Origin of the sequence: Butyrivibrio sp. (assembly GCF_017940685.1) — a bacterium.
Taxonomy (GTDB): Bacteria; Bacillota; Clostridia; order Lachnospirales; family Lachnospiraceae; genus Butyrivibrio.
Genome location: NZ_JAGAYD010000103.1, coordinates 1 through 22793, shown reverse-complemented (window position 1 = coordinate 22793; position 22793 = coordinate 1). Strand labels below are relative to the sequence as shown.

Genomic DNA, 22793 nt, shown 5'->3' with positions numbered 1-22793 from the left:
GCATAAACCTTCTGGGTGTTGCCCATAAGAACCTCTGAAGTATCATACTTTTCAAGTTCTACATAAGCCTCATGAAGCTTTTCAAAGTTCTTTTTAACCTTCCATACCCTGTGGATGTTTCCGGTTGCTGAGGCAACCGCCAGCTCTGTCTTAGAGAAAATGTAGATCTTGTGAAGGTTTCTGGCAAGCTCATACTCCATATTAAGGGAATGGATAAGCTCATCGATGCAGTGCTGGGCGTGCATAATGCTCTTTTCCGCATCGCCTCTCTGGCCCACTGCAAATTCATCTATACTCTCCTCGAGATAATCGATCACCATCTCATACAGTATTGTTATGAGCTGAGTCTTATTTGCCTGTGTTATCTTAAGGGTAAATTCCTGTTTCTTTTCAAGGGTCATAGTCTACTCCTATATGTAAAAGCCTGGTAAATAGTTTCTTACTGAAGAAGCTGAAGTACCTGTGAAGGTCTTTCATTGGCCTGAGCCATCATGGAGATTCCTGCCTGGGAGAGAACCTGCTGTGTTGAATAGGTTGTCATCTCCTCAGCCATATCTACATCCATGATCCTTGAGTAGGCTGCTGTCATATTCTCAACTGTTATATCAAGGTTGCTTACTGTGTGCTCAAGTCTGTTCTGATAAGCACCAAGATTTGATCTGATGCTGCTGACCTGAACGATGGCGTTCTTGAGGCTCTCAATACCTTCCCTTGCACCAACCTCATTGGCAAGATCAAGGTTGTAAAGTCCAAGGGTAGAAAGAGATATCTTAGGAATTCTGATATCAAGAGTCTGTCCCTCGTTGGCGCCTACCTGCATTGTCATGGCACCCTTTCCTGTGAGCTCCAGATTCAGAGTTCCGCTGAAGGCTTCGTCTATCTGGATCTTTATCTCTTTTCCTGTATTGTCTTTTAGTGATAATATGTCTTCGTTAATGGTGGCCTGCATGCCATTTGTCATGTAGTCCTCAGTTGTTCCATCTTCGTAGATCTTCTGGATCTTGATATTTGCTTCAGTTCCCTCTTCGAAGAAGATACCCTTCTTGTCTACTCCTGTTGAGCCTGTAAGATTTAAGTACTTAACGTCGATTCCTGTTATCTGGTAGGTTCCTGCTCCAACAGTATCTGAATAAGTAAGCACGCTGATGTTAGGGTCTGTAACTGCTGTCGCCGGGCTGTTTCCTACAGTTGCATATCCGCGAAGATCAAAAGAACCATCCAGAATATTCTGACCATTGAACTGAGTGGTCTTTGCCATTCTTTCGATTTCCTGCTTTAAAAGAGTAACTTCTTCCTGTATTGCCTCCCTGTCGCTGTCAGTAAGAGTTCCGTTACTGGACTTGATAGCCAGCTCGCTCATTCTCTGAAGAACCTCATGGATCTCAGACAGACTTCCGTCTGCCACCTGTACAATTGAAATCGCATCATTAGAGGTGTCATTAGCAACTCCAAGACCTTCGATCTGTGAATTCATTCTTCTGGACATTGCAAGGCCTGAAGGATTGTCCTTGGCGTTTGCAATCTTTAGACCGCTGGAAAGCCTTCCCAGGGACTCAGAAAGAAGCTTGTCATTCTTCTGAAGAGCGTTATTTGCTATCATCGCAGATACGTTATAGTTTACTTTCATGCCTACCTCATTTCTTCTTCATGTGTGATCACAAAGCCTCAATAAAGGCTTTTGCCATAGTTAAAAGTGTTTTTGTGTCTGTCTGCACTGCATTTTCGCCTTCCATGGCATTTCTTGAAACCACACCTGCTAAGGCAGGCCCTGCTTGTGCGTTGTAGATGATCGCTATGTTTTCAGCGCTTACGATAACGCCTTCTAGCTTTTCTGAAATTCTCTCGCACAATCTGGTTCTTACATTCTCCAGATATTCTGATTCCCACTGGTTCTTTCCATTGGTGGTTGTGAGCATTCCCCGGATGCTTTCCTCTTCTACGAAGAGGCTTAAATTCAGCTGTCCGTACTCGTCTGTCAGAACACTGGCGTCCATCCTTGACCTTTTTGTATCGTCGCTAGCAAGTGTCACATTCATTGAAACCACTTCTCCGTCGATCTCAACTGGCACTTCATAGCTGTTTCTCTCTGCACCTTTTGTCATTACAGAGATCTGTTTTTGTAAAAGAGCTATTGCTCTGACATCAATATATGTGTCATCACTACTAAGTAGCTCTCTAGATAAATTATCGGACACTCTCTCCAAAATCTTTACATAGTTATCCTGATAATCATCTTCAGAAAGAGATTCTTTTAAAAGCTCCCTTTCTTCCATATCCTCAGTCTTTTTCCAGATATTTCCAGTCCTTCTGTCTCTCTTTTCTTCAATAAACGCCTCAAGATTGTTGTAAGTAAGCTCAATACCAGTCTGAGTCATTTCTTTTGCTGTGGGCTCTGCTGACTTAAGAGAAACAGTCTGTCTTATCTGTTCAAGCTCGCTCCTTGCAAACTCCCTCTCAAGTTCCTTGTCTATATCGGCTCTCTTAAGGTCATCAGCAAGCTCTGGTAAAAGAGTCTTATCCGTTATATTGGTCTGCATAAGCTTTTCAGGTTCAAGGTTTTCATAAACCGTTTCAGCCTTGGACCTGTAATATCTGAATGCGGCTGATATCTGATCATCAATCCTTGGAGAATAGTCTTTTTCTTTTACTGAAAGACCTCCGAAGTCATCATCAACCTTGTAGTCCATTCCCCGTCTTGACGCTTTCTGATTTCTTGTGGCACCAAGAAGGTTTCCTATAGTCATCTCCTGATCTGTCTTAAGAAGTGATCCAATTGCCTGATAATCAGTGGCCTTTAAGGTGTGGAAAAGTCTGTAGATTCCAATGAAAGAAGCTTTTTCCTCCTTGGTGATCTCACCTTTGTGCTCAAGCTTAAATAAAAACTTTGCGTATCTTTCTTCGCTCTTTCCTTTTTCATTCTCTGAAGACTGTGAATTCTGATCAAGGTTTTGTGACAACTCATCAATTGTCATTGAAAGAGGGTTCTTTCCCTGTCTTATAAGGTCAAATACAGCGCCGGGTTTAAGCCTGTCTATTGTGCTCTGAAGCTTTGCATCCCAGCTCCTTACCTTTTCAAAGTTCTCTTCATTTATCTCCATCCTGTTGTAACCAAGGATCCTTACTGCTCTTCTGTTTTCGTCAGTGGCTTCCTGATCAAGGTCCCCCAGGATATCATCTACATTTCTGAAAGCTTTTTTGATACTGTCACCAAGATCTGCTCTCGGGGCAGTCATAAGCTTCTCATAGCCTTCGCCTGCCTGCCTGAATTTCATTGTGGCATTTTCAGATACCTGGCTTATTTTGAAAAGTGAGGCTTCTTTCAGGTCATCAGCCATTGATCCCACGATATCTGCAGGACCATTTGCTATAAGTGACACTCTGCTTATGGTCATTCTGAAAGCATAGCCCATATTTGAAGGTGTCACATTGGTTATCTCATCGATGGCTTTGCCTGTTACTTCCTCGCCATCCCTTGAAAGAATGCCCTTAAGCCTTTCAATGAGCTCTTCCATAGGCGCTGTATCAATAGAAAAACCGCTGTCCAGAAGGTGCTTATTAGCTTCTACTGTCATCTGCAGCCTTACCTGCTCAAGCTGAAGCCTTGCTGTTACAAGTCTTTCATCATTTTCCGAAACGGAAGCATAGCTTATGGAGAAATTACTTGTAAGGTTTCTGATGGTTATTTCTCTGCCGGAAGCTACTACATCCTTTATGTCATCATCACTTATGTTATCTACAGCATCTTTGATCTCTGCTGCCTTCTCCATGTTGGAGCTTGGATCAAAAACATCTCCCTTGATAGCTTTTTTCCCATCAGCTATAGCAGAAGCTGCTGCCTTCATGGCATCTTCTTCGGATACAGGCAGTTTAAGGCTCTTTATTGTTCTTACCTGCTCAAGGTTTGGTCCTGTAAGAGGAATTCCCTGAGAAACCATCCACAGAGAGCTTTCCTTAAGACCCTTATCCTTTGGATCAAGTCCTGCTTCCTCGATGATCTTCTCAATCTGAGGCTCTAAAGCGCTCTCATCTATTTCTTCTGCCTTCTGGGCAAAATATCCGCCTGCTTCCTGGGCATAAAAGCCATTTCCTGTAACGTTCTGCCCATTTGTGCTGTGAGCTGCAAAGTATATGTTTTCGATGGTGGGCTTCATATTGTTGAGCACCATAAACTTAACTGCAGCATCGCCAAGTTCACCAATGTCTGCAATCTGCTCATAGGCAAGCGTTGCTGCCTTTGCATTTTCTGCTGTTATGGGAATATCTTTCTCATGGAAACTGTCTTTGAGAGCATTGGCCAGAGCATCGCTTCCAGTGATCTTTTTTAACTTATCAATTGAAAGATCATCATTGTATCCAGCAACCACTTCGCCCGATTCAAGAAGAACACTCTTGATCTTATCAACGATCGTCACAGCATCTTTGCTATTTAGATCCTTAAGATCAAAACCATCCTCAAGTGCCCTATTATAGTCCTCTTCAGACATGGTGTTTGCCATAAGGGCCATGAAATTATGCTCAGAGAAAACATCCTTGTTCTCTGCCATCTGACTTATATCATCTATGCTTCTTTGATGCTGCGCATAGGCATTGTTGGTAAAGCCTGTTGCGTCTATATCAAGAGCATAGCTGCTTCCTGAAATTGTGTTTTTTCCGTAGGAACCTGAAACCGACCTTTCTTTCGCTTCCGTGCTAAGAAGAATCTGATCCTGACTGGCCTTCTGGCCTGAGATATTCTGAAAGTTAATGTTCATCTTACTCCTCATCAAAATAAAAAAAGAAGGTAACGGATCATATCCATCACCTTCTATTTCGGCACGTGTTTATTTTTTCTTTAGCTTGGGAGTCTGGAATACAAATACCTCTGCTCCATAGGGTGGAAGGTCAAAGGTTATGCTGTAATCCTTGTAGTCACAAAGCCCTTTAATAGCTTTGATCTTAGGAGGAATATTGCTGCCTGGTCCTCCAAATCTCTCTTCAGCACTGTCAAGAATGTGGGTGTAGGTTCCATCAAATGGAACTCCTACCATGAATCCCTTTCTCTCAACAGGAGTCATATTAAGTACAAATAGTATATTGTCTTTTCCGCTGGACGCTCTTCTGTAGAAGCTATAGGTGCTCCTTCCCTTGTCGTCTGCGTTGATCCATTCAAATCCGCCCCAGTCATTATCAACTTCGTGAAGGGCAGGATATTTTCTGTAGATCTCCAGAAGATTCCCGACATAGGCCTTCATGCCTTTATTAAGGTCATTATCAAGAAGGAACCAGTCAAGCTCTCTCTTTTCGCTCCATTCTCTCTCCTGACCAAAGTCCTGTCCCATGAACAGGAGCTTTTTGCCGGAGTGGCCAAACATATATGTATAGCCAGCACGGAGGTTAGCGTACTTATCTACCTTGTAGCCAGGCATTTTTTCTACCATGGAACACTTAAGGTGTACCACCTCATCGTGGGATAAAGGCAGAATGTAGTTCTCTGAGTCATTGTAGCTCATGGCAAAGGTCATCATGTAATGAGCGCCCTGCCTGAAGTATGGATCCAGCTTCATGTACTCGCAGAAGTCATGCATCCATCCCATGTTCCACTTAAAGGTGAAACCAAGTCCGCCGTCCTCAGGTCTTGCAGTTACCTTAGGCCATGCAGTTGACTCTTCAGCAATAGTAAGGATTTCTGGATATGTTCCTCTTACAACGCTGTTAAAGTGCTTAAAGAACTCGATGGCGTCAAGGTTCTTGTTGTCACCATATTTATTAGGTACCCACTGACCATCCTTCTTGCCATAGTCAAGGTAGAGCATTGATGCCACAGCATCAACCCTAAGACCGTCAATGTGGAACTTGCGGATCCAGTAAAGAGCATTGGCAATAAGGAAGTTCTTAACTTCCGGCTTTTCCAGGTTAAAGATCCTTGTTCCCCAGTCTGGGTGCTCACCCTTTCTTGGGTCTGGATGCTCATAGATACATGTTCCATCAAAGGTTGCAAGACCAAACTCGTCCGGGCAGAAGTGAGCTGGTACCCAGTCAAGAATAACGCCGATACCATTTTTATGGAGCTTGTTAACAAGATACATGAAATCTGTAGGCTCTCCATATCTTGAAGTAGGCGCATAATAACCTGTAACCTGGTATCCCCAAGAGCCATCAAAAGGATGCTCAGCAATTCCGATGAGCTCAATGTGGGTGTATTTCATTTCTTTTAAATACTCAACAATCCTGTCTGCGAACTGCCTGTAGGTATAAAAACCGTCTTCAGTTCCATCAGGATGTTTCATCCATGATCCGATATGACACTCATAAATAGCTATAGGAAGCTTCTGTACATCCTTGCCCTTTAAATTGTCATACCACTTGCTGTCAGTCCACTTAAATCCGGAAAGATCTGTTGTCCTTGAAGCATTGCCCGGGCGAAGCTCAGCAAAATTGGCATAAGGATCTGCCTTGTAGAGCTTTCTTCCGTCCTGAGTTGTTATAAGGAACTTATAAAGTACTCCGATCCCAACTCCAGGAATGAAAAGCGTCCAGATGTTGCCTGTCTTGGTCCTCTTCATCTGATGGGCATTCTCATCCCATCCGTTGAAGTCTCCAACCACGTGAACATCCGCTGCATTTGGTGCCCATACAGCGAAGAAAAATCCCTTCTTTCCCTTTTCTTCTGATGGATGTGCGCCAAGTTTCTCATATATATCGTAGTGCGTTCCCTGACCGAATAGATACTCGTCGTCTTCAGAAATAAATACCTTATGATCCATGTTGCCCCCTGCGTTAAGAAATTTTAATCATGCATAAAGTCTTTTTCTCTTAATATAATCATATCATTTTCGTCGTATCTTTTGTGAACTAATACATCTACAAAATGAGCCACTGATCTCTTTTCAGCATAATAAATAGCATCATCCACAATGTCTTTTACCTCAGATACTGTTACATCGTGGTCAAGAGTCTGTCTCTCGGAGATCCTTGTGTGAAGTGCCAGGATTCCAAGGTTATCGATGGCGTATTCTTTTTCAAGGGCATATTGCCTTGCATATGCTACCAGTGAATCGTCGTCCAGTGCCTCAATATCAACTCTTACGTTGAAGCTCTGCTTAAGAGAAGGGTTCTTATCAAGGAATCTGTCCATATCTTCCTTGGTATCTTCCATTACAAGAACAAGTCCCTTGTTTTCCTCCTGCAAGATCTTAAGTAGCTCGCTTACAGTCTCCTGAGTAAGGTCTGCTGCCCTCTGAATGATAAGTGCACCATTTGCCAGCTTGTCAAAGATACTGGCTGTACTCTTTTTATTCAGAGTATTGGCTGTTATCTTGGCTACCTTACCACTAAAGTTGGAGTCTGAAGCCTGCATGGCTTTTATGAGACCCTTGGCAAGATTTACAGTTCCTGCGCCTTCTTCTCCAGTGACAATGGCATTTCCAGAGAATGGATCCATGCTCAGGTTGTCGATGGCGTTGATGATCTGGCGTCTTGACTTCTTGTGGTGGATATATGGTCCAAAGAGCTCCTTCTCCTCAGGAGTCATGGTTCTTACGCGCTCCTCAAGCTCTCTGTTTCCGATATGCTTTTTACCTGAAGGCTTCTTGGCTGGCTCCTTCTTTTGAACCGGAGCTTCTGCCTTAGGCTCTTCATCGTCCTCATCCTCTTCGTCCTCATCAGACTCAGATTCTTCAGTCATAGAAGCCTCTTTTTTATCTTCCTGAGGTTTTGCTTCTTCAGTTTCTTTTGGCTCTTCTGCTTCTTTAGCCTCTTCCTGCTCTTCGTCAGCAGGTTCTGCCATTTCTTCCGTAGCCTCTTCTACTTCCTGTTCATTATCAGAAGGAAGTTCATTTACTGATGTATCCTCAGCGACCTCTGAAGCTTCCATTTCCTCATCTTCAGGAAGTTCTTCTGGCTCTTCAATATTCTCGTTCTCGATTACTTCAGCAACTGCTGCATTTATGACGTCTTCTCTCTTGACGTTCCAGTTGCCTCTTCCTGACGCCTTCTCATAGCTTTCCTTCTTGATGGCGTCATTTATAGCTTTTTCTATCTTTTCCTGGAGGCCAGCCTTGGTCTTCTCGTCGAAGTCCGCAAACATATCCCCGGTCTCATCAGCTACTCTCTTCTTAACTCTCTCAAGCTGCTTCTGCTGCTGGTCCTTCTTAAACTGTTCCCAGTTATCAAGATACTCTGCAATGCTGATCTGACCTGTGATCTGCTTCTCAACCTCAGGCTCTGGCTCCACTGCAAGAGAAATCTGTCCGTCATACTCCTGGGAAAGCATATTCTCAAAGTGACTGTGCATCTGATAGTTGGCATTTGGATGAATGACAGCTCCAGGCACCTCATCCTCAAGAGGTTTTTCTTCATAGGCAAAAGAGCTAGTTACGGGAGCAGGCTCTTTTTCTAAAGCCTCTTCTTCATTGGAAACAGGTTCTTCATCAGAATCGGCCTCCTCTACAGCTTCTGCCTCTGGCTTTTTCTCCTCTCCAAGGATAGGACCATTTCCGCCATACTTTATCTCGATGCCCATCTTAGGGTCGGTGTCAAAGAATACTTCCTGCATTCCAACAGGCTCTGCAGCTGGCTCTTCCTCCTGAGAATCCTCTTCTGGTAAAAGCTCCTCTTCCTGAGGATATTCTTCATCCTGGATCACAGTGTCATCAGGTATTTCTCCTGTATCCTCAAATATCTCTTCAGTGATAGGCTGCACTGCGCCGCCCTGCACTTCTTCTGGCTGCGCCTTCTCAGTCTCCTGATTCCCTGCAAAGGCCTCATCTCCGATAACTTCCCTAAGGCTCTGCGCCAGTGATTCCTGAAGGTTTATAGTGTTATATGTACTTACATCAACAGAAGGCTCTTTTATCTCGCTTATGTGAGGGTAAACAATCTCATCAAAGTCCCTCTCTGCAGGCTCTTCCTGCTCTGCCTCAGCCTGATCTTCTGTATTATTTACAGCAAAAGAAACTTCACCTGGTACAAATTCCCTTGTCTGTCCAAGATCTTCCTCATCCGTAGCCTGTCCGTTTGCATAGGCCTCAATGACTGAGTCTGTTATAGGAGGCATCTCTTTTGTGGGCTGCTTGATCTCAACAGTTCTGGTCTCATCCTTGCCCACTGCGTCCTTCTCAGCGATGATGGATGGATCCACTATTCCGCCGTGGCTCTGCTTGTATCTGATATATCTGTCCTGCTGTTCAGGTGAAAGGGGTTCATGTAGTGCCTTGAGCTCCAGCGCCTTCATGACATATCTGCCCTCGCCAAACCACAGGAATATCTCATCACATTCCTCAATACACTCTGTAGTAAGTCCTACTCTGTGATAGAGGTAAGCCAGCTCGTAAGCCCACTTCTCCTGGTAGTCATGCTTTTTAAGCTCCTCAAGTACTGCTATCCTCTCCTCGAGGCTGACTTCCTGAGCTTCGTAGAGCTTGTACTGAAGGATATATCTGCCTGTATCCCTTGGTGCGATCCTTACGAATTCCTTGTAATACTCCACAGCCTGAACAAACTCACCCATCTTGATGGCAAGCTCGCACAGTGAGTAAACTATAGGCCTTCCAGTTGGATGCCTGTCATAGGCCATAAGGAGAATATCCCTACTCTCCTGAAGTCGTCTGTTTATCTTATACAGATCACTGATGGTACAAAGGGTCGAAACGTTCCTGACCCTCTTCCAGTCTATGGTATCTGCTATTTTTACCGCGTCGGCATATCTGCCTTCCCCAATCAAAGCTTTTATTTCATCAGCCCTGATCTTATACTCGACCTTATCCAAAATATACTCCTCTTTGGTGCATCAAATACTATATCTAGTGCTAGTTTAACATAGGGCTTTATCTTTGTAAAATATCTGAAAGCTCTGCAAACTGCTCCAGAGTAAGTATTTCTCCCCTTGCTTTTTCATCTACTCCCATTTTTAGAAATGCGTCAGCAACTTCCTGCCTTGAAACCCCGAGAGACGGGTTATTTGAAAGAGAATTGGACAGCGTTTTCCTTCTCTGGTTGAAGGCAGTTCTCACTATCTCAAATAATCTCTTTTCATCCTGGACCTTGACTCTTGGCTCAGTGTACCTTGACAGGTTCACCACAGCAGACCCCACATTTGGCTGCGGTATAAAGCTGCTTGGTGGAACATCCATTACTGTCACAGCCTTGGCATAGTATCCAACTGCCAGTGAAAGTGAGCCGTAGTCCTTACCACCAGGTCCTGCTGCCATTCTGTCCGCAACTTCTTTTTGTACCATGACTGTTATGCTCTCGATCCTGGCCCTGCTCTCGAAGAGCTTCATGATTATTGGTGTAGTGATATAGTATGGAAGATTAGCTACTACCTTAATGGGCCTTCCGCCGTTTTCCGAAACTATCTCATCCAGATCCACCTTAAGGATGTCCTCATTTATCACCGTCACGTTGTCATATTCAGACAATGTATCTGCAAGCACAGGCAAAAGAGTCTTATCTATTTCAACTGCAACAACCTTCCCCGCCGCTTCTGCCAGGTACTGAGTAAGGCTTCCTATTCCAGGTCCTATCTCAAGTACAAGGTCATCATCTGTAACGCCTGCTGCCTCAACAATGCCCTCAAGAACGTGACTATCTATAAGGAAGTTTTGTCCAAACTTCTTTTTGGCACTCATGTTGTATTTAGCCAGCACCTCCTTGGTGCGGGCCGCATTTCCTAAATACGCCATATTTTCTCCATTCTGTTATGTGAAAAGAGCTTTAACCAAGCCTGTACATATCCCTTGCATTACGCTCTGTTATATCAATTACTTCCTCTTCACTTATGCCCTTTATCTCCGCCATGGCCTTTACAACATATGGAAGATTTAAAGAGCTGTTGCGCTTTCCTCTGTTTGGCTCTGGCGCAAGGTAGGGACAATCTGTCTCTAAGATGATCTTCTCGATTGGTATCTCAGATACCACTTCCTTCATCTTTTTGCCATTCTTAAAGGTAAGTACTCCGCCAACTCCAATGTAAAATCCCATCTTGACGCACTCTATGGCCACTTCCTTGGAATAAGAAAAGCAGTGTACCACTCCTCCTATATCGCCGGCATTATTGTCCTTAAGGATCTGAACTGTATCTGCTGCTGCGTCCCTTGAGTGAATAACAACAGGAAGCTTAACTTCCCTGGCAAGATCAAGCTGTCTTACAAACCACTTTTTTTGTATCTCGTGATCTGGCTCTGGCCAGTAGTAGTCAAGTCCGATCTCTCCTATGGCAACACACTTTTCATCTGCGGACATCTGCCTGATCCTGTCAAAATTGTCATCACTTAGCTCAGCGCTGTCACTGGGGTGAACTCCAACCGCCCCGTAAATGAAGTCATATTTATGGGCAAGCTCAAGTGTAGTCTTAGACGATGCCAGATTAGCACCAATATTTACAATAGTTCCAATTCCATTCTCCTTCATGGACAAAAGGAGGCTGTCTCTGTCTATATCAAACTGCTCATCATCATAATGAGCATGAGTGTCAAAAATCATGTGAAATCCTCTTATTTCCTCATTGTTCCCCATATAATTTACCATAAATAATCCCCTGTGAAAACGCATAGAAACAATGGTTTTAAAAAAAATTGAAAAAATTTTAAAAAAGTGCTTGCATTATTCTTCATGCCGTAGTAAGATATCACTTGTCGTTAAGACAGCGCAAGCTTCTAAATAACGAATGCACCGCTAGCTCAGTTGGTAGAGCACCTGACTCTTAATCAGGTTGTCCAGGGTTCGAGACCCTGGCGGTGCACGCCGAGTACTGTTTTCGTGGGTATATCCTACGGGGATGGTACTTTTTTTCGCGTTAAAGTGAGCCACGCAATATAAAAGAGATACCAAAATGCCCGTGAGGTGCTGGCACATCTAAGGGTATTTTGGTATCTCTTTTAATTTATGCGGCGAACGCCGCGTAAATGAGGAATCCATTTATGGATTTCGAATATTGCGTGGTTCACGCATGGCGTTTCGAGTGGCGCTGCTCTAAGTGAACCCTGCCGACAGACTCGGAAACGCTTACGCTTATTCCTCGTTGTCGCGGCGTTCGCCGTATGAATTAAAAAAACAGGTAACAGTTGTGAGCAAGCTCCCACTGCTACCTGTCTTTTTAATTCGCATGGTTCACTTTAACGCGCATATTACTTTTCGCATGCCTCTGGGTGCTCCAGCATCTCCTGCATTGTATGCCATCCCAGCACCGCACACTTAACTCTTGCAGGCATATGAGCCACATCCTGAAGAGCTGCTGCCTCATCAAGGGCCTCCAGACTCTCCTCATCAGTGATCTCTCCCTTTATCATTCCCATAAAGGTTCCAGCAAGCTTAATAGCTTCTTCCTTATTTTTTCCAATGATCTGGTCCACCATCATATCAACAGATGCCTGTGATATAGCGCATCCAGATCCCTCATAACCAGCGTCTGTAATAACACCATCTGCAATCTTAAGGCTAAGTGTAATGTCATCTCCACAGCTTGGATTAACGCCTCTCATTACAAGATCAGGAGACTCTATAGCTTTTTTGTGTACCGGATGAAGATTGTGTTCGTTTACTATTTCTCTGTATAACTGCTTAAGCTCCATAGCCCATTACCTCCCTGACTTTTGAAAGCTTGTCCAAGAATATTTTAACCTCTTCTTCGGTATTATAAAAGTACACACTTGCTCTTGCTGTGGAACCAGCTCCAATAAACTGCATAAGAGGCTGAGCACAGTGATGTCCTGCTCTGATGCAGACCTTGTCATCGTTAAGAACTGATGAAAGATCGTGTGGATGAACGCCATCCATTGTAAATGTTACAATACCGCAGTGCTTATTAGGGTCCTTGGAGCCATATACCTTGATATAAGGGAGTTTTGCAAGTCCTTCCATCAAAAGAGCTGTGAGCTTCTGCTCCTGCTTTTCAATAGCCTCAAATCCTATTTCTTCTATATATTTGATTGCAGCTTCAAGTCCAACTGCGTCACCAGCGTTTACTGTACCTGCTTCAAACTTGTGCGGAAGTTCGGCGTAGGTTGCATCTTCTCTTGTTACGTACTCAATCATCTCGCCGCCAGTAAGAAATGGCTGCATGTTCTCAAGAAGCTCTTTTCTGCCATATAAAGCCCCAATTCCCATAGGTGCTAACATCTTGTGGCCAGAGAAGGCAAAAAAGTCACAACCTATATCCTGCACATCCACCTTCATGTGTGGAGCAGACTGGGCGCCATCTACTACTACAATCGCCCCTTTGGAATGGGCATATTCAGTAATCTCTTTTACCGGATTGGTAACGCCCATAACATTTGAAACGTGACCAACAGCCACGATCCTGGTCTTATCTGTGATCTTGGAGGTGTACTCTTCTCTGGATATAACACCTTCCTCATCAGGCTCAAGGTAAATGAGCTTTGCCTTGTTTTTCTTTGCTACCATCTGCCATGGAAGCATATTGCTGTGGTGCTCCATTACTGTAATGACGATCTCATCGCCTTCTTTTACATTATCAAGACCATAGCTGTATGCAACAAGGTTTATTGATTCTGTGGTATTTCTTGTGAAAATGATCTCTTCCGGAGTCTTGGCACCAATAAAAGCAGCTACGGTCTTCCTTGCGCCTTCATAGCGCTCTGTAGCACCCATGCTCCAATCGTACAAGCCCCTTAATGGATTGGCGTTTGTTGTTTTATAAAACTCAGAAACAGCCTCCAAAACCTGCCTTGGTCTTTGGCTTGTAGCTGCATTATCAAAATAAACGTACTCTCCGGATTTTAAGATATCAAAATCCTTACGGCACTCCAAAGGTGTCTTCATAAGTTCTCCTTACCTGTCATACAATCTGCTGAACATAGTATATTACCAGCTGTTTGATCTCCTCGTCAGGAATAAGCCTTGCCACGCTTTCAAGACGAGCCTTTATCATGATCCTCTTAGCCTCTTCCTCGTCAATGCCTCTTGTCTGCATATAGAATAGAATATCCTCTCCAAGCTGGCCAATTGTAGCGCCGTGTCTTCCTTCAACGTCCTCTTCCTGGCACAGGATAACTGGCATAGTGCGGTTGATCACATCTTCTGATAAAAGAAGCGCATCCTCCTGCTCATCTCCAACAGATCCTGAACTTCCAGTCTTAAAATCAAGAGTTCCTCTAAGGGTCTTTTTCGCTGTTCCCATAAGAACGCCCTTAAACTGCATAGAAGCATCAGTCTTTTTGCCCCTCTGATCTGCCACATAGTTCATATCAAGACTGTGGTCATCTCTTGAGAGGTAACCAAGATTACTGTAAAAAGCGGACTCTTTTTCGGAGAGGTTTACATATGCTCCGTTAAATACCTCTTTTCCGCCAAGCTCGAGAGCTGTCAGGTTGATCTTACCGCCCTTAAGACATGCTCCGCCAATATCATCAAAGTGAACATAACCATCTCCAAGAAGCTGGACCTTAACAAGATTTATTGTGGCATCTTCCTCTGCAAGAAGTCTTGTGCTGACGCCCAAAAATCCAGATGCGCTGCGCTCAGAATTATATGCCAGGATAACTGTAACTTCTGATCCTTTTTTTGCATGAATGACCTGACCTGCAATACCTGTAAAGCCATCCTCAAGATCCTGACGAAGTACGATTGGCTCTGTAACTTTGGCATTTTCATCTACTGTATAAACATCACAGGTTCCACCATTTTCCAAAAAGAGCGCATCCACATCAGCTCCCATACCGGTTCTTATGGGCTGAGCCTCATCCCTTTTAGCAGTCTCGCAGTTTGGGCTTACCATCTCTTCTTTTAAAGAAAGGATCCTGTCTTTATTTGCCCTGAATATCTCTCCTGCCTCATCAAATGAAACATTTTCCTTGAGGGTAACTCCAGAAGGAACTTCTTTCTTACTTGAAATAGCCTTATTTTTTAGTTCAATGTCTTTTATCTCAAGTCTGCCGTCATTTACATGAAGAAAATTGTAAGTGGTAACTGGCAGAACATTGACTTTCATATTTAAATCCTTACTCATCATCTGTCCTCTTATCAGCCGTTTCCGCTCATCTCGAGCTTGATCAGGTTATTCATCTCTACTGCGTATTCCAATGGCAGTTCCTTGGATACAGGATTTGCAAAGCCGCTGACGATCATTGCCTTGGCATCCTCTTCACTGATTCCCCTGCTCATCAAATAGAAAATAGCTTCATCACTGATCCTGCCGATCTTGGCCTCGTGTCCCACATCTGCATCATTGGTCCTTATGTCCATTCCAGGAATTGTGTCTGCTCTTGAAATACTGTCGAGCATCAGTGAGTCACAGGAAATAGAAGCCTTAGCTTTTTTAGCTGTACTCTGTATAGTTACGCTACTTCTGTAGGTACCGATACCACCGTCCTTGGAAATAGACTTGGTATTGATAACTGAAGATGTCCTCTCACCCTGATGTACCACCTTGGCACCAGTATCAAGGTTCTGGCCCTTACCAGCAAACGTGATACCTGTAAACTCCATCTTGGAATTATCACCCTTAAGGATAGTCATAGGATACAGGTAAGATGTGTGGGAGCCAAAAGAGCCTGAAACCCACTCCATGATCCCGTTCTCCTCAACAAGAGCCCTCTTGGTGTTTAGGTTGTACATATTCTTGGACCAGTTCTCGATCGTTGAATAACGAAGTCTGGCATTTTTTCCAACATAAAGCTCAACGCAGCCAGCATGAAGGTTGGCAACGTTATATTTAGGAGCAGAGCATCCTTCGATAAAGTGAAGATCTGCACCCTCATCTACTATGATAAGTGTATGCTCGAACTGACCTGCTCCGGCCGCATTAAGTCTGAAGTAAGACTGAAGCGGGATCTCAACCTTGACGTTCTTTGGTACATATACAAAGGATCCGCCAGACCATACAGCGCCATGAAGTGCTGCAAATTTGTGGTCTGTTGGAGGTACGAGCTTCATGAAGTGAGATTTGATCATGTCTGCATATTCACTTCTAAGAGCGCTCTCAAGATCTGTATAGATTACGCCCTGGGCTGCTACCTCATCTTTTACGTTGTGATATACAAGCTCTGAGTCGTACTGGGCACCAACGCCTGCAAGAGATTCTCTCTCAGCCTGAGGGATTCCCAGTTTTTCGAAAGTGTTCTTGATATCCTCAGGAACATCTTCCCACTTTCCCTTCATATCAGACTTATGTCTTACATAGGAAGAAATCTTGTCCATATCAAGGCCTTCAATACTTGGGCCCCAGTTTGGCATTTTGATCTCGTTGTAGAGCTTTAAACACTCAAGCCTAAAATCTCTCATCCATTCAGGATCATTCTTTTCCTCAGAAACCTTAAGAACAGTTTCTTCAGTAAGACCTTCTTCCATTCTGTAGAAGTCTTTTTCATTTTCTATATCTTTAAAATCATATAAGCTGTGGTCAATATCTGCCACAATCTGCTTGTTGTCGCTCATGTTAATCCTCTTTTATAAATCTCTCAAATCCGTTCTCGTTGATCTCGTCAACTAACGCTGCGCCTCCAGTGTGGACAATGCTGCCCTTTACCAGTACGTGTGTGTAGTCAACGTGAAGTGACTCTAAGATCTTGGTGCTGTGAGTGATAATAAGAAGAGCTCCGTCCTTCTTTTTCTGATACTCCTCAATACCCTTTGATACTGTGCGGACAGCGTCAACATCAAGTCCTGAGTCTGTCTCATCAAGGATTGCAAACTTAGGATTCATCATAAGGAGCTGAAGTATCTCAGCTTTCTTCTTCTCACCGCCTGAAAATCCAACGTTGAGGTCTCTGTCTGCATAAGACTCATCCATAGAAAGAAGTTCCATAGCAGCCTTAAGGGACTTCTGGAACTGAAGGAGCTTTACTGGAGCACCAGTCTGAGCGTGATATGCGTTTCTGATAAAGCTTCCCATTGAGATACCTGGTACTTCGTATGGGTTCTGGAATGATAAGAACATTCCGGCTTTAGCTCTTTTGTCTGCAGAAAGATTTGTGATATCCTGACCATCAAAAAGAATCTGTCCACCAGTTACGCAGTAGTGTGGGTTTCCCATAAGAGAAAAGCCAAGAGTTGACTTGCCTGCTCCGTTAGGTCCCATAAGTACATGGGTCTCACCTGGCTTGATATCCAGATTGATGTTATTAAGAATAGGTAATTCGTTATCAATAGAAACTGATAAATCCTTAACCTGTAATAAAGACTGCTCTGACATTTTTAATTCCTTTCTCTATAAAAACAATTAAGTAAATACGTAAACGAGCGCTGCCATGTTTTCCTAGCAACTTGGTAGGAAAATGATAGCACCGCTACTTTCTATTGTCAATTGGCTCTTTTTCTGGCAATTCACCTTTTGCAAAAAGCCAAAGAAAAGTTTAACATAAAAGCCCTTGACATACCACACAAAGTTAAGTAAAATAACATCTTGTCAGCACCCTGCGGGTGTAGTTCAATGGTAGAACACCAGCCTTCCAAGCTGGATACGTGGGTTCGATTCCCATCACCCGCTTAATGCTTATTTTTTTGCCCTAAACCCAAATGCAAATGATTTGCATTTGCAACAAATAAGGAGATCACCATGGAGCTTATATTAGATATCGTACTGGACGCAGTCATCGACTCAGTAAAGATACTGCCATTTTTGTTTATCACTTATCTTTTAATGGAATACTTAGAGCACAAGACTGCAGAGTTTACAGAATCTGTAGTGCAAAAGACTGAGCACTTTGGACCTCTTCTTGGAGGTATGATCGGTATCTTCCCTCAGTGTGGTTTCTCAGCAGCAGCTTCGAACCTCTACGCTGGTCGTGTTATCACTTTGGGAACTCTTATTGCGATCTATCTTTCAACATCCGATGAGATGATACCCCTTCTTATATCAGAGCAGTTCCCTGTAGGAACCATGATAAAGATCCTTGCCCTTAAGGCTCTTGTAGGTATCGTAGCCGGCTTTATCATTGACCTTATCGTTCACGCTCACCACAGAGCAAAGGGAAAAGCAATCGATGATCCTGTCCGCATTTCTGAGCTTTGTGAAAAGGAACACTGCCACTGCGACGATGAGGAGGACACTTCACTTCTTGGAATTGCCAAGTCTGCATTTGTCCACACCTTCCACATTTTCCTTTTTGTGCTGGGTCTTACACTTGTTCTTAACGCCATAATAGAAGTTGTTGGAGAGGATAACCTTGCAGTTCTTCTTAAGACCAATCCTATAATCAGCCATATACTTGCAGGACTTATCGGACTTATTCCAAACTGTGCACCATCAGTTCTTATCACAACCCTTTACATGGATCAGATGATCACTCTTGGAACTATGATGTCAGGCCTTTTCGTAGGCGCAGGTATTGGACTTTTGGTACTCTTTAGAGTTAATTCTGAGAAAAAAGAGAACATCAATATCGCAATTTTATTATTCCTTGTTGGTACTATAGCTGGTATGCTTGTAGATCTTTTTGGTATCGCGTTCTGATAAATAAGAGGGAAAAGACATGAACAGCAAAATACACGCAAGTTCATTTGATGAAGTAATTGATAAGTTCTATCCGGAGACCATAAAAAAAACGAGACAGAGAATAGACATCTTTAAAGTCCTTTACTCTGCCTCACAGCCACTATCTGCGGCTGAGATCTTTGACGCCCTTAATAAAAAGGGCGCAAAAGAAACCTATGCTTTTTCTACTGTATACAGGAACCTCCTCGCTTTTGAAAAGGCGGGAGTTGTAATAAAGTCGATTTTATCCACAGAGGACAACGCAGTTTATGAGCTTAAAAGAGACTCTCACAAGCACTACGCCGTATGTCTTAAATGCCATGTGAAGATCCCAATCAAAGCCTGTCCCTTACATGATATTGCCCACGATCTTGAGGGAACAATTCCTGATTTTCAGGTAACTGGTCACCAGCTGGAGATCTATGGCTACTGCGCAAGCTGCAAGGCTTCCATGGACAGCGCAGACTGATCAGTTATCTGAAGAAGTATCCGTAGTAGCTTCACTACTTTCTTCTGTAGGCTCATCTGCTGCCTGATCATCCTTAAAGGTGGCGCTTCCAGTTCCTGTGGCAGCATCATACTTAAATATAATAGACTGATTGTCACTGCTGCCTGTTCTTAGATCATCGCAGGGGAGTATGTGATCCGTATCTGCTTCGTCAGTTACGATAAATTCCCATTCGCTGCTATCCTTGTAGATATCAAGGGATACTCCCATAAGGGTATAGCCACTTCCAAGACTGACCCCGTCTCCAAGGAAGTTATCGCTTTTAGTGTCAGTTGTCAGATCATGAAGAACAATCTCTGTAAGATTAAGACCGGTCTTATTAACAAAGTACACTGTAAGCTCAGTGTGCTTTTCTTTTTCTTCCTTAACTTCTGTCTCTGACTTAAGAGTATCCGAAAGACTTCCTAAAAGATCCTGATAGCTGTCTGTAAGTTCTTTTATCTCAGGAAGCACCTCATCGATCTTCTTATCATTCATCTTTTTAAATTCAAGAGCTTCAATTCCAGCTTCTTTTTCAGAGAGCTCATCAAGAGCGCTCCTTAAGGATTCATCTGATATATCAAGGTAAGTCTCTTCTGCACTGTTTTTTGCCTCAACAAGAAGACTTCTTGCTGTCTCTGCCTCAGAAAGCTTCTCATCAGAAGGCCCGCAGGCTGTAAGTGCCAGCATGAGTGCTGCTGTTATTATCGGTAGTAATATCTTTTTCCTGGTCATTTTCCCTCCCAAAATCCTCTAACAAGCTCTAATTATACGGATTTTCGCTGTAATAGTCCAGAAGAAGCCCCACCACATGGCTGTAACTGGCCTTTCCGCTCGATACTCCGTTGACCTTAAGGTTTGTGTCAATAAATGTATCTGCTGCCTTTTTCACAGTCTCAGTCTCAAGCACAGCTTTCTTTTCCACCTCATCCCAGGCTTCATCTGTAAGAAACTGGCTGTCGTACCTTACCTTCTTTGATATGGCCACGTGGCTCTTATATTCTTCCTCAGATACAGAGTTATAAAAATCATTGTTAACGTAGGCAAGTACTCCCAGATACCCACTGTAATTAAACACAATATCATCTGACTTTATGCAGCCAAGAAATCCTAAAAAGTTTGCCTCATCCTCGTAGATGTATCCATGGGTATGTGACAATTCATGGCACATGGTAAAGGGCTTATTCATGATGTACATCATGGAATTTATGTTGGCCTCCATGGAAAAAGGAAAGTAGTAGCCCTGCATGTACTGCTGGCTCATAAAGCCTGAAAACTTAAGATCCTTTGGCACTGTATAAAAACCAGAAAGCCTTTCGTACTGATCCGAAAGACCAAGCATAGAATCTCTCGCTTCCTGCCTCATATCACCGTCATAGACAACATTCCCCTTATCGTCCCTTGGCATCTGCTCTGAAAGTTCGTTGCACTTTTCTACTATGTAGTCCCGTAGCTGCGCCAGTTCCCCTATGGTGTAGTCGTCCTTATGGTTCATGGATACTTCTATTGGACTACAGTGGTACAGGATAAAGCAGTTCAGGGTCATAAGAAGCACCACAAAAGACATGAACACTGCCATAAAGCTGTGAATCCCTCGTCCATGCGCTTTTTCTTTTTTGCCGCCAAGGCTTCTAAGCCCTGGAAATAATCTTAAAAGCACATATATCAAATACGAAAGAAGAATAAGTACAAATACGATCAGAAGAATCTCTCCAACAGAAAAGCCTGCTCTAGAAGTAAGCTCTGCATAAGGCCTTGTAATTACTGGAAATATCCTGTCTGTGTAAAAATCTGAAAAGTTACAGGACAGCCAGGCTGCTACATTTAGAAAAACGCTCATGCCAAGGAGCGCAGCCACTATTGTCCTTAAAAATCTCTTTTGTTTCATCTGCTTCACTTTTCCGTAATAGCCATTAAACCTTTGATTTGGTAAAATTAATGTTAGTTTAATCACTTTCAATTATATCGCAAGGAGATCACATATGAAGCTTCTTTTAGCTGACGATGAAAAAGAGCTGTCAAACGCCCTGGTTGCCATACTAAAGCACAGCAACTACACAGTGGATGCAGTTTATAACGGAACTGATGCCTTGGACTACGCTCTTACCGGGGACTACGACGGAATAATACTGGATATCATGATGCCTGGAATGGACGGAATGGAGGTCCTTAAAAGAATAAGAGAAAAAGGCCTTTCAACTCCTGTGCTGTTTCTTACAGCAAAGACCGAGGTGGATGACAGGATAAAAGGGCTTGATCTTGGTGCAGACGACTACCTTCCAAAGCCCTTTGACATGGGAGAACTCCTTGCAAGAGTCAGAGCCATGTTAAGGAGAAAAGAGGACTTCGCCCCCTCAAACCTTACCTGCGGAAATCTCACACTAAACCGTTCGGGCTACGAACTCACAACGCCGAGTCACGAAAGCCTTCATTTGTCCGGAAGAGAGTTCCAGATGATGGAAATGCTCATGACATCACCAGGCAGAATAATATCTGTAGATTCCTTCATGGACAGGATCTGGGCAGATGGTGAAGCTGATGTTAACGTTGTGTGGGTATACATCTCAAACCTTAGAAAAAAGCTTACAAGCCTTGATGCCACCTGCGAGATAAAGGCTTCAAGAGGCGTTGGCTACTCAATAAATGAGCTTCCTTCATAAAGAGGTACCATAAATGGTAAAAAAACTAAGAAAAAAGTTCGTGATAACTGCTACTTTGTCACTCCTTCTTATCCTGGTCATCATGATCGCCGTCATTAACCTTGTTAATCTCTTCCAAATGGTAAGTGACGCTGACAATCTTTTAAATATCCTGTGCGACAACAATGGATATTTCCCGGGAATGCTAAAAGAAGAATTTCATAATGAGGAAGGCAGTGGTGATACAACCTTTGAGCCCGGAAAAGATCCTTTCAGGGGCCCTGGTGATCCCTTTGCTTTGGGACGCCTTAACAACGCAAGAAGCGCTGAAATGCCTTATATGTCCAGATACTTCTTTGTTAAATTTGATCCTTCTGGAAATGTAACAGAAACTGACACCAGGCACGTGGCATTTATTAGCGAAGAGAACGCCCAGGAATATGCAAAAGCTGTTTATTCCGTAGGAAAAGAGAGAGGTTTTTACCACTCCTACAGATACAAAGAAAAGAATCTGGAGGATTCTTCAAGAATAATAGTCTTTACTGACCTTAGCTCCCAGATCATAAACGTCTATAAGCTCCTTGGTCAGTCACTTTTAATTGGCGCCTTTGCTCTAATTGCCATGTTCATACTGGTATTTCTTTTCTCAGGTCAGGCAGTTGCTCCAGTTGTTGAATCTTTGGAAAAACAAAAAAGATTCATCACTGATGCCGGTCACGAGCTAAAAACTCCCCTTGCTGTCATATCAGCAAATGTGGACGTCCTTGAGCTTGAAAGCGGGAAAAGTGAGTGGACTGGCAGCATAAAAAACCAGGTAAAACGTATGAATTCCCTGGTCAAGAACCTGCTTACCCTTTCCCGCATGGACGAGGAGCGCATGCATGTTGTGTATTCTGATTTTGATATGAGTGCTTCAGTAAAAGAAACTTCTGAATCCTTTGAAGCCATTGCAGAGTCAAAAAACAAAAAGTATCAGGTAGATATCGAAGATGGCATACACATAACAGGTGATAAAAACGCAATTATGCAGCTGTCATCACTACTTCTTGATAATGCCATGAAGTATTCCTCTGAAAATGGAAGCATCCACGTACTGCTGTCTAAAGACAAGAACATCATTCTTGAAGTTTCCAATACCTGTGATGCTATTCCTGAAGGAAATCTTGACCGTCTCTTTGACCGCTTCTACAGAGCCGATTCATCAAGAAGCCGCGAGAGTGGCGGCTACGGAATAGGGCTTTCAGTAGCCCGCGCCATT

At 43.4% G+C, this 22793-nt stretch carries 18 protein-coding genes and 2 tRNA genes; 6 read left to right on the top strand and 14 right to left on the bottom strand.

What is annotated here, in order from left to right; all coding sequences use genetic code 11:
* The 7 genes from J6I68_RS06470 to J6I68_RS06440 all read right to left on the bottom strand — a co-directional run.
* Positions 1-401: flagellar export chaperone FliS (locus J6I68_RS06470; protein WP_292218688.1), on the bottom strand; the 401-nt coding region annotated here is incomplete at its 3' end.
* 38 nt (positions 402-439) lie between these two features.
* Complete coding sequence (locus tag J6I68_RS06465; protein WP_292218686.1) at positions 440-1627, bottom strand: flagellin N-terminal helical domain-containing protein; 1188 nt, start codon at positions 1625-1627, stop codon at positions 440-442.
* Positions 1628-1655: 28 nt separating this feature from the next.
* The gene (locus J6I68_RS06460; protein ID WP_292218684.1) at positions 1656-4751 is read right to left on the bottom strand and encodes a DUF6240 domain-containing protein; all 3096 of its coding nucleotides are present in this window, start codon (positions 4749-4751) and stop codon (positions 1656-1658) included.
* A 69-nt stretch (positions 4752-4820) separates the two neighbouring features.
* Complete coding sequence (gene glgB, locus J6I68_RS06455; protein ID WP_292218682.1) at positions 4821-6743, bottom strand: 1,4-alpha-glucan branching protein GlgB; 1923 nt, start codon at positions 6741-6743, stop codon at positions 4821-4823.
* Between the two features lie 23 nt (positions 6744-6766).
* Positions 6767-9745 carry a tetratricopeptide repeat protein gene (locus tag J6I68_RS06450; protein ID WP_292218679.1) on the bottom strand — a complete coding sequence of 993 codons (2979 nt, stop codon included), beginning with the start codon at positions 9743-9745 and terminating at the stop codon, positions 6767-6769.
* 58 nt (positions 9746-9803) lie between these two features.
* On the bottom strand, positions 9804-10661 hold the full coding sequence (rsmA, locus tag J6I68_RS06445; RefSeq protein WP_292218676.1) for a 16S rRNA (adenine(1518)-N(6)/adenine(1519)-N(6))-dimethyltransferase RsmA: 858 nt from the start codon (positions 10659-10661) through the stop codon (positions 9804-9806).
* Between the two features lie 31 nt (positions 10662-10692).
* Entirely contained in the window at positions 10693-11460 is a 768-nt protein-coding gene (locus J6I68_RS06440) for a TatD family hydrolase (RefSeq protein ID WP_292218689.1), read from the bottom strand.
* A 186-nt stretch (positions 11461-11646) separates the two neighbouring features.
* Between J6I68_RS06440 and J6I68_RS06435 the strand changes: the two genes are divergently transcribed.
* Positions 11647-11719: transfer RNA gene (locus tag J6I68_RS06435), tRNA-Lys, on the top strand.
* 385 nt (positions 11720-12104) lie between these two features.
* On the opposite strand, the gene sufU is transcribed toward J6I68_RS06435, so the two are convergent.
* From sufU to sufC, 5 genes are read right to left on the bottom strand one after another with little or no spacing between them, the layout of a single operon-like run.
* A complete protein-coding gene (gene sufU / locus J6I68_RS06430; RefSeq protein ID WP_292218673.1) occupies positions 12105-12548 on the bottom strand; it encodes a Fe-S cluster assembly sulfur transfer protein SufU in 444 nt (147 codons plus the stop codon).
* Complete coding sequence (locus J6I68_RS06425) at positions 12538-13758, bottom strand: aminotransferase class V-fold PLP-dependent enzyme (protein ID WP_292218671.1); 1221 nt, start codon at positions 13756-13758, stop codon at positions 12538-12540. Before J6I68_RS06425 ends, sufU begins: the two co-directional genes overlap by 11 nt.
* Positions 13759-13774: 16 nt before the next feature.
* On the bottom strand, positions 13775-14944 hold the full coding sequence (locus J6I68_RS06420) for a SufB/SufD family protein (protein ID WP_292218669.1): 1170 nt from the start codon (positions 14942-14944) through the stop codon (positions 13775-13777).
* A gap of 14 nt (positions 14945-14958) precedes the next feature.
* A complete protein-coding gene (gene sufB / locus J6I68_RS06415) occupies positions 14959-16371 on the bottom strand; it encodes a Fe-S cluster assembly protein SufB (RefSeq protein ID WP_292218668.1) in 1413 nt (470 codons plus the stop codon).
* Between the two features lies 1 nt (position 16372).
* The gene (gene sufC / locus J6I68_RS06410) at positions 16373-17128 is read right to left on the bottom strand and encodes a Fe-S cluster assembly ATPase SufC (RefSeq protein WP_292218665.1); all 756 of its coding nucleotides are present in this window, start codon (positions 17126-17128) and stop codon (positions 16373-16375) included.
* Positions 17129-17351: 223 nt separating this feature from the next.
* On the opposite strand from sufC, the gene J6I68_RS06405 reads away from it, so the two are divergent.
* From J6I68_RS06405 to J6I68_RS06395, 3 genes are all read left to right on the top strand, one after another.
* Positions 17352-17422, top strand: a tRNA-Gly gene (locus J6I68_RS06405).
* A gap of 69 nt (positions 17423-17491) precedes the next feature.
* Complete coding sequence (locus J6I68_RS06400) at positions 17492-18388, top strand: putative manganese transporter (RefSeq protein WP_292218663.1); 897 nt, start codon at positions 17492-17494, stop codon at positions 18386-18388.
* Positions 18389-18407: 19 nt separating this feature from the next.
* Positions 18408-18878, top strand: a complete 471-nt coding sequence (locus J6I68_RS06395) for a Fur family transcriptional regulator (RefSeq protein WP_292218661.1) — start codon at positions 18408-18410, stop codon at positions 18876-18878.
* Here the strand turns inward: J6I68_RS06395 and J6I68_RS06390 are convergent, their stop codons facing one another.
* Positions 18879-19631: a hypothetical protein gene (locus J6I68_RS06390; protein WP_292218660.1), complete on the bottom strand. Its 753-nt coding sequence runs from the start codon at positions 19629-19631 to the stop codon at positions 18879-18881. It abuts the gene before it with no gap.
* Positions 19632-19659: 28 nt separating this feature from the next.
* Entirely contained in the window at positions 19660-20784 is a 1125-nt protein-coding gene (locus J6I68_RS06385) for a DUF3810 domain-containing protein (RefSeq protein ID WP_292218659.1), read from the bottom strand.
* A 94-nt stretch (positions 20785-20878) separates the two neighbouring features.
* Between J6I68_RS06385 and J6I68_RS06380 the strand changes: the two genes are divergently transcribed.
* Both J6I68_RS06380 and J6I68_RS06375 read left to right on the top strand, forming a co-directional pair.
* A complete protein-coding gene (locus tag J6I68_RS06380) occupies positions 20879-21556 on the top strand; it encodes a response regulator transcription factor (RefSeq protein WP_292218657.1) in 678 nt (225 codons plus the stop codon).
* A gap of 13 nt (positions 21557-21569) precedes the next feature.
* Positions 21570-22793, top strand: a 1224-nt coding sequence (locus tag J6I68_RS06375) for a sensor histidine kinase (RefSeq protein WP_292218654.1), incomplete at its 3' end; no start/stop codon positions are given.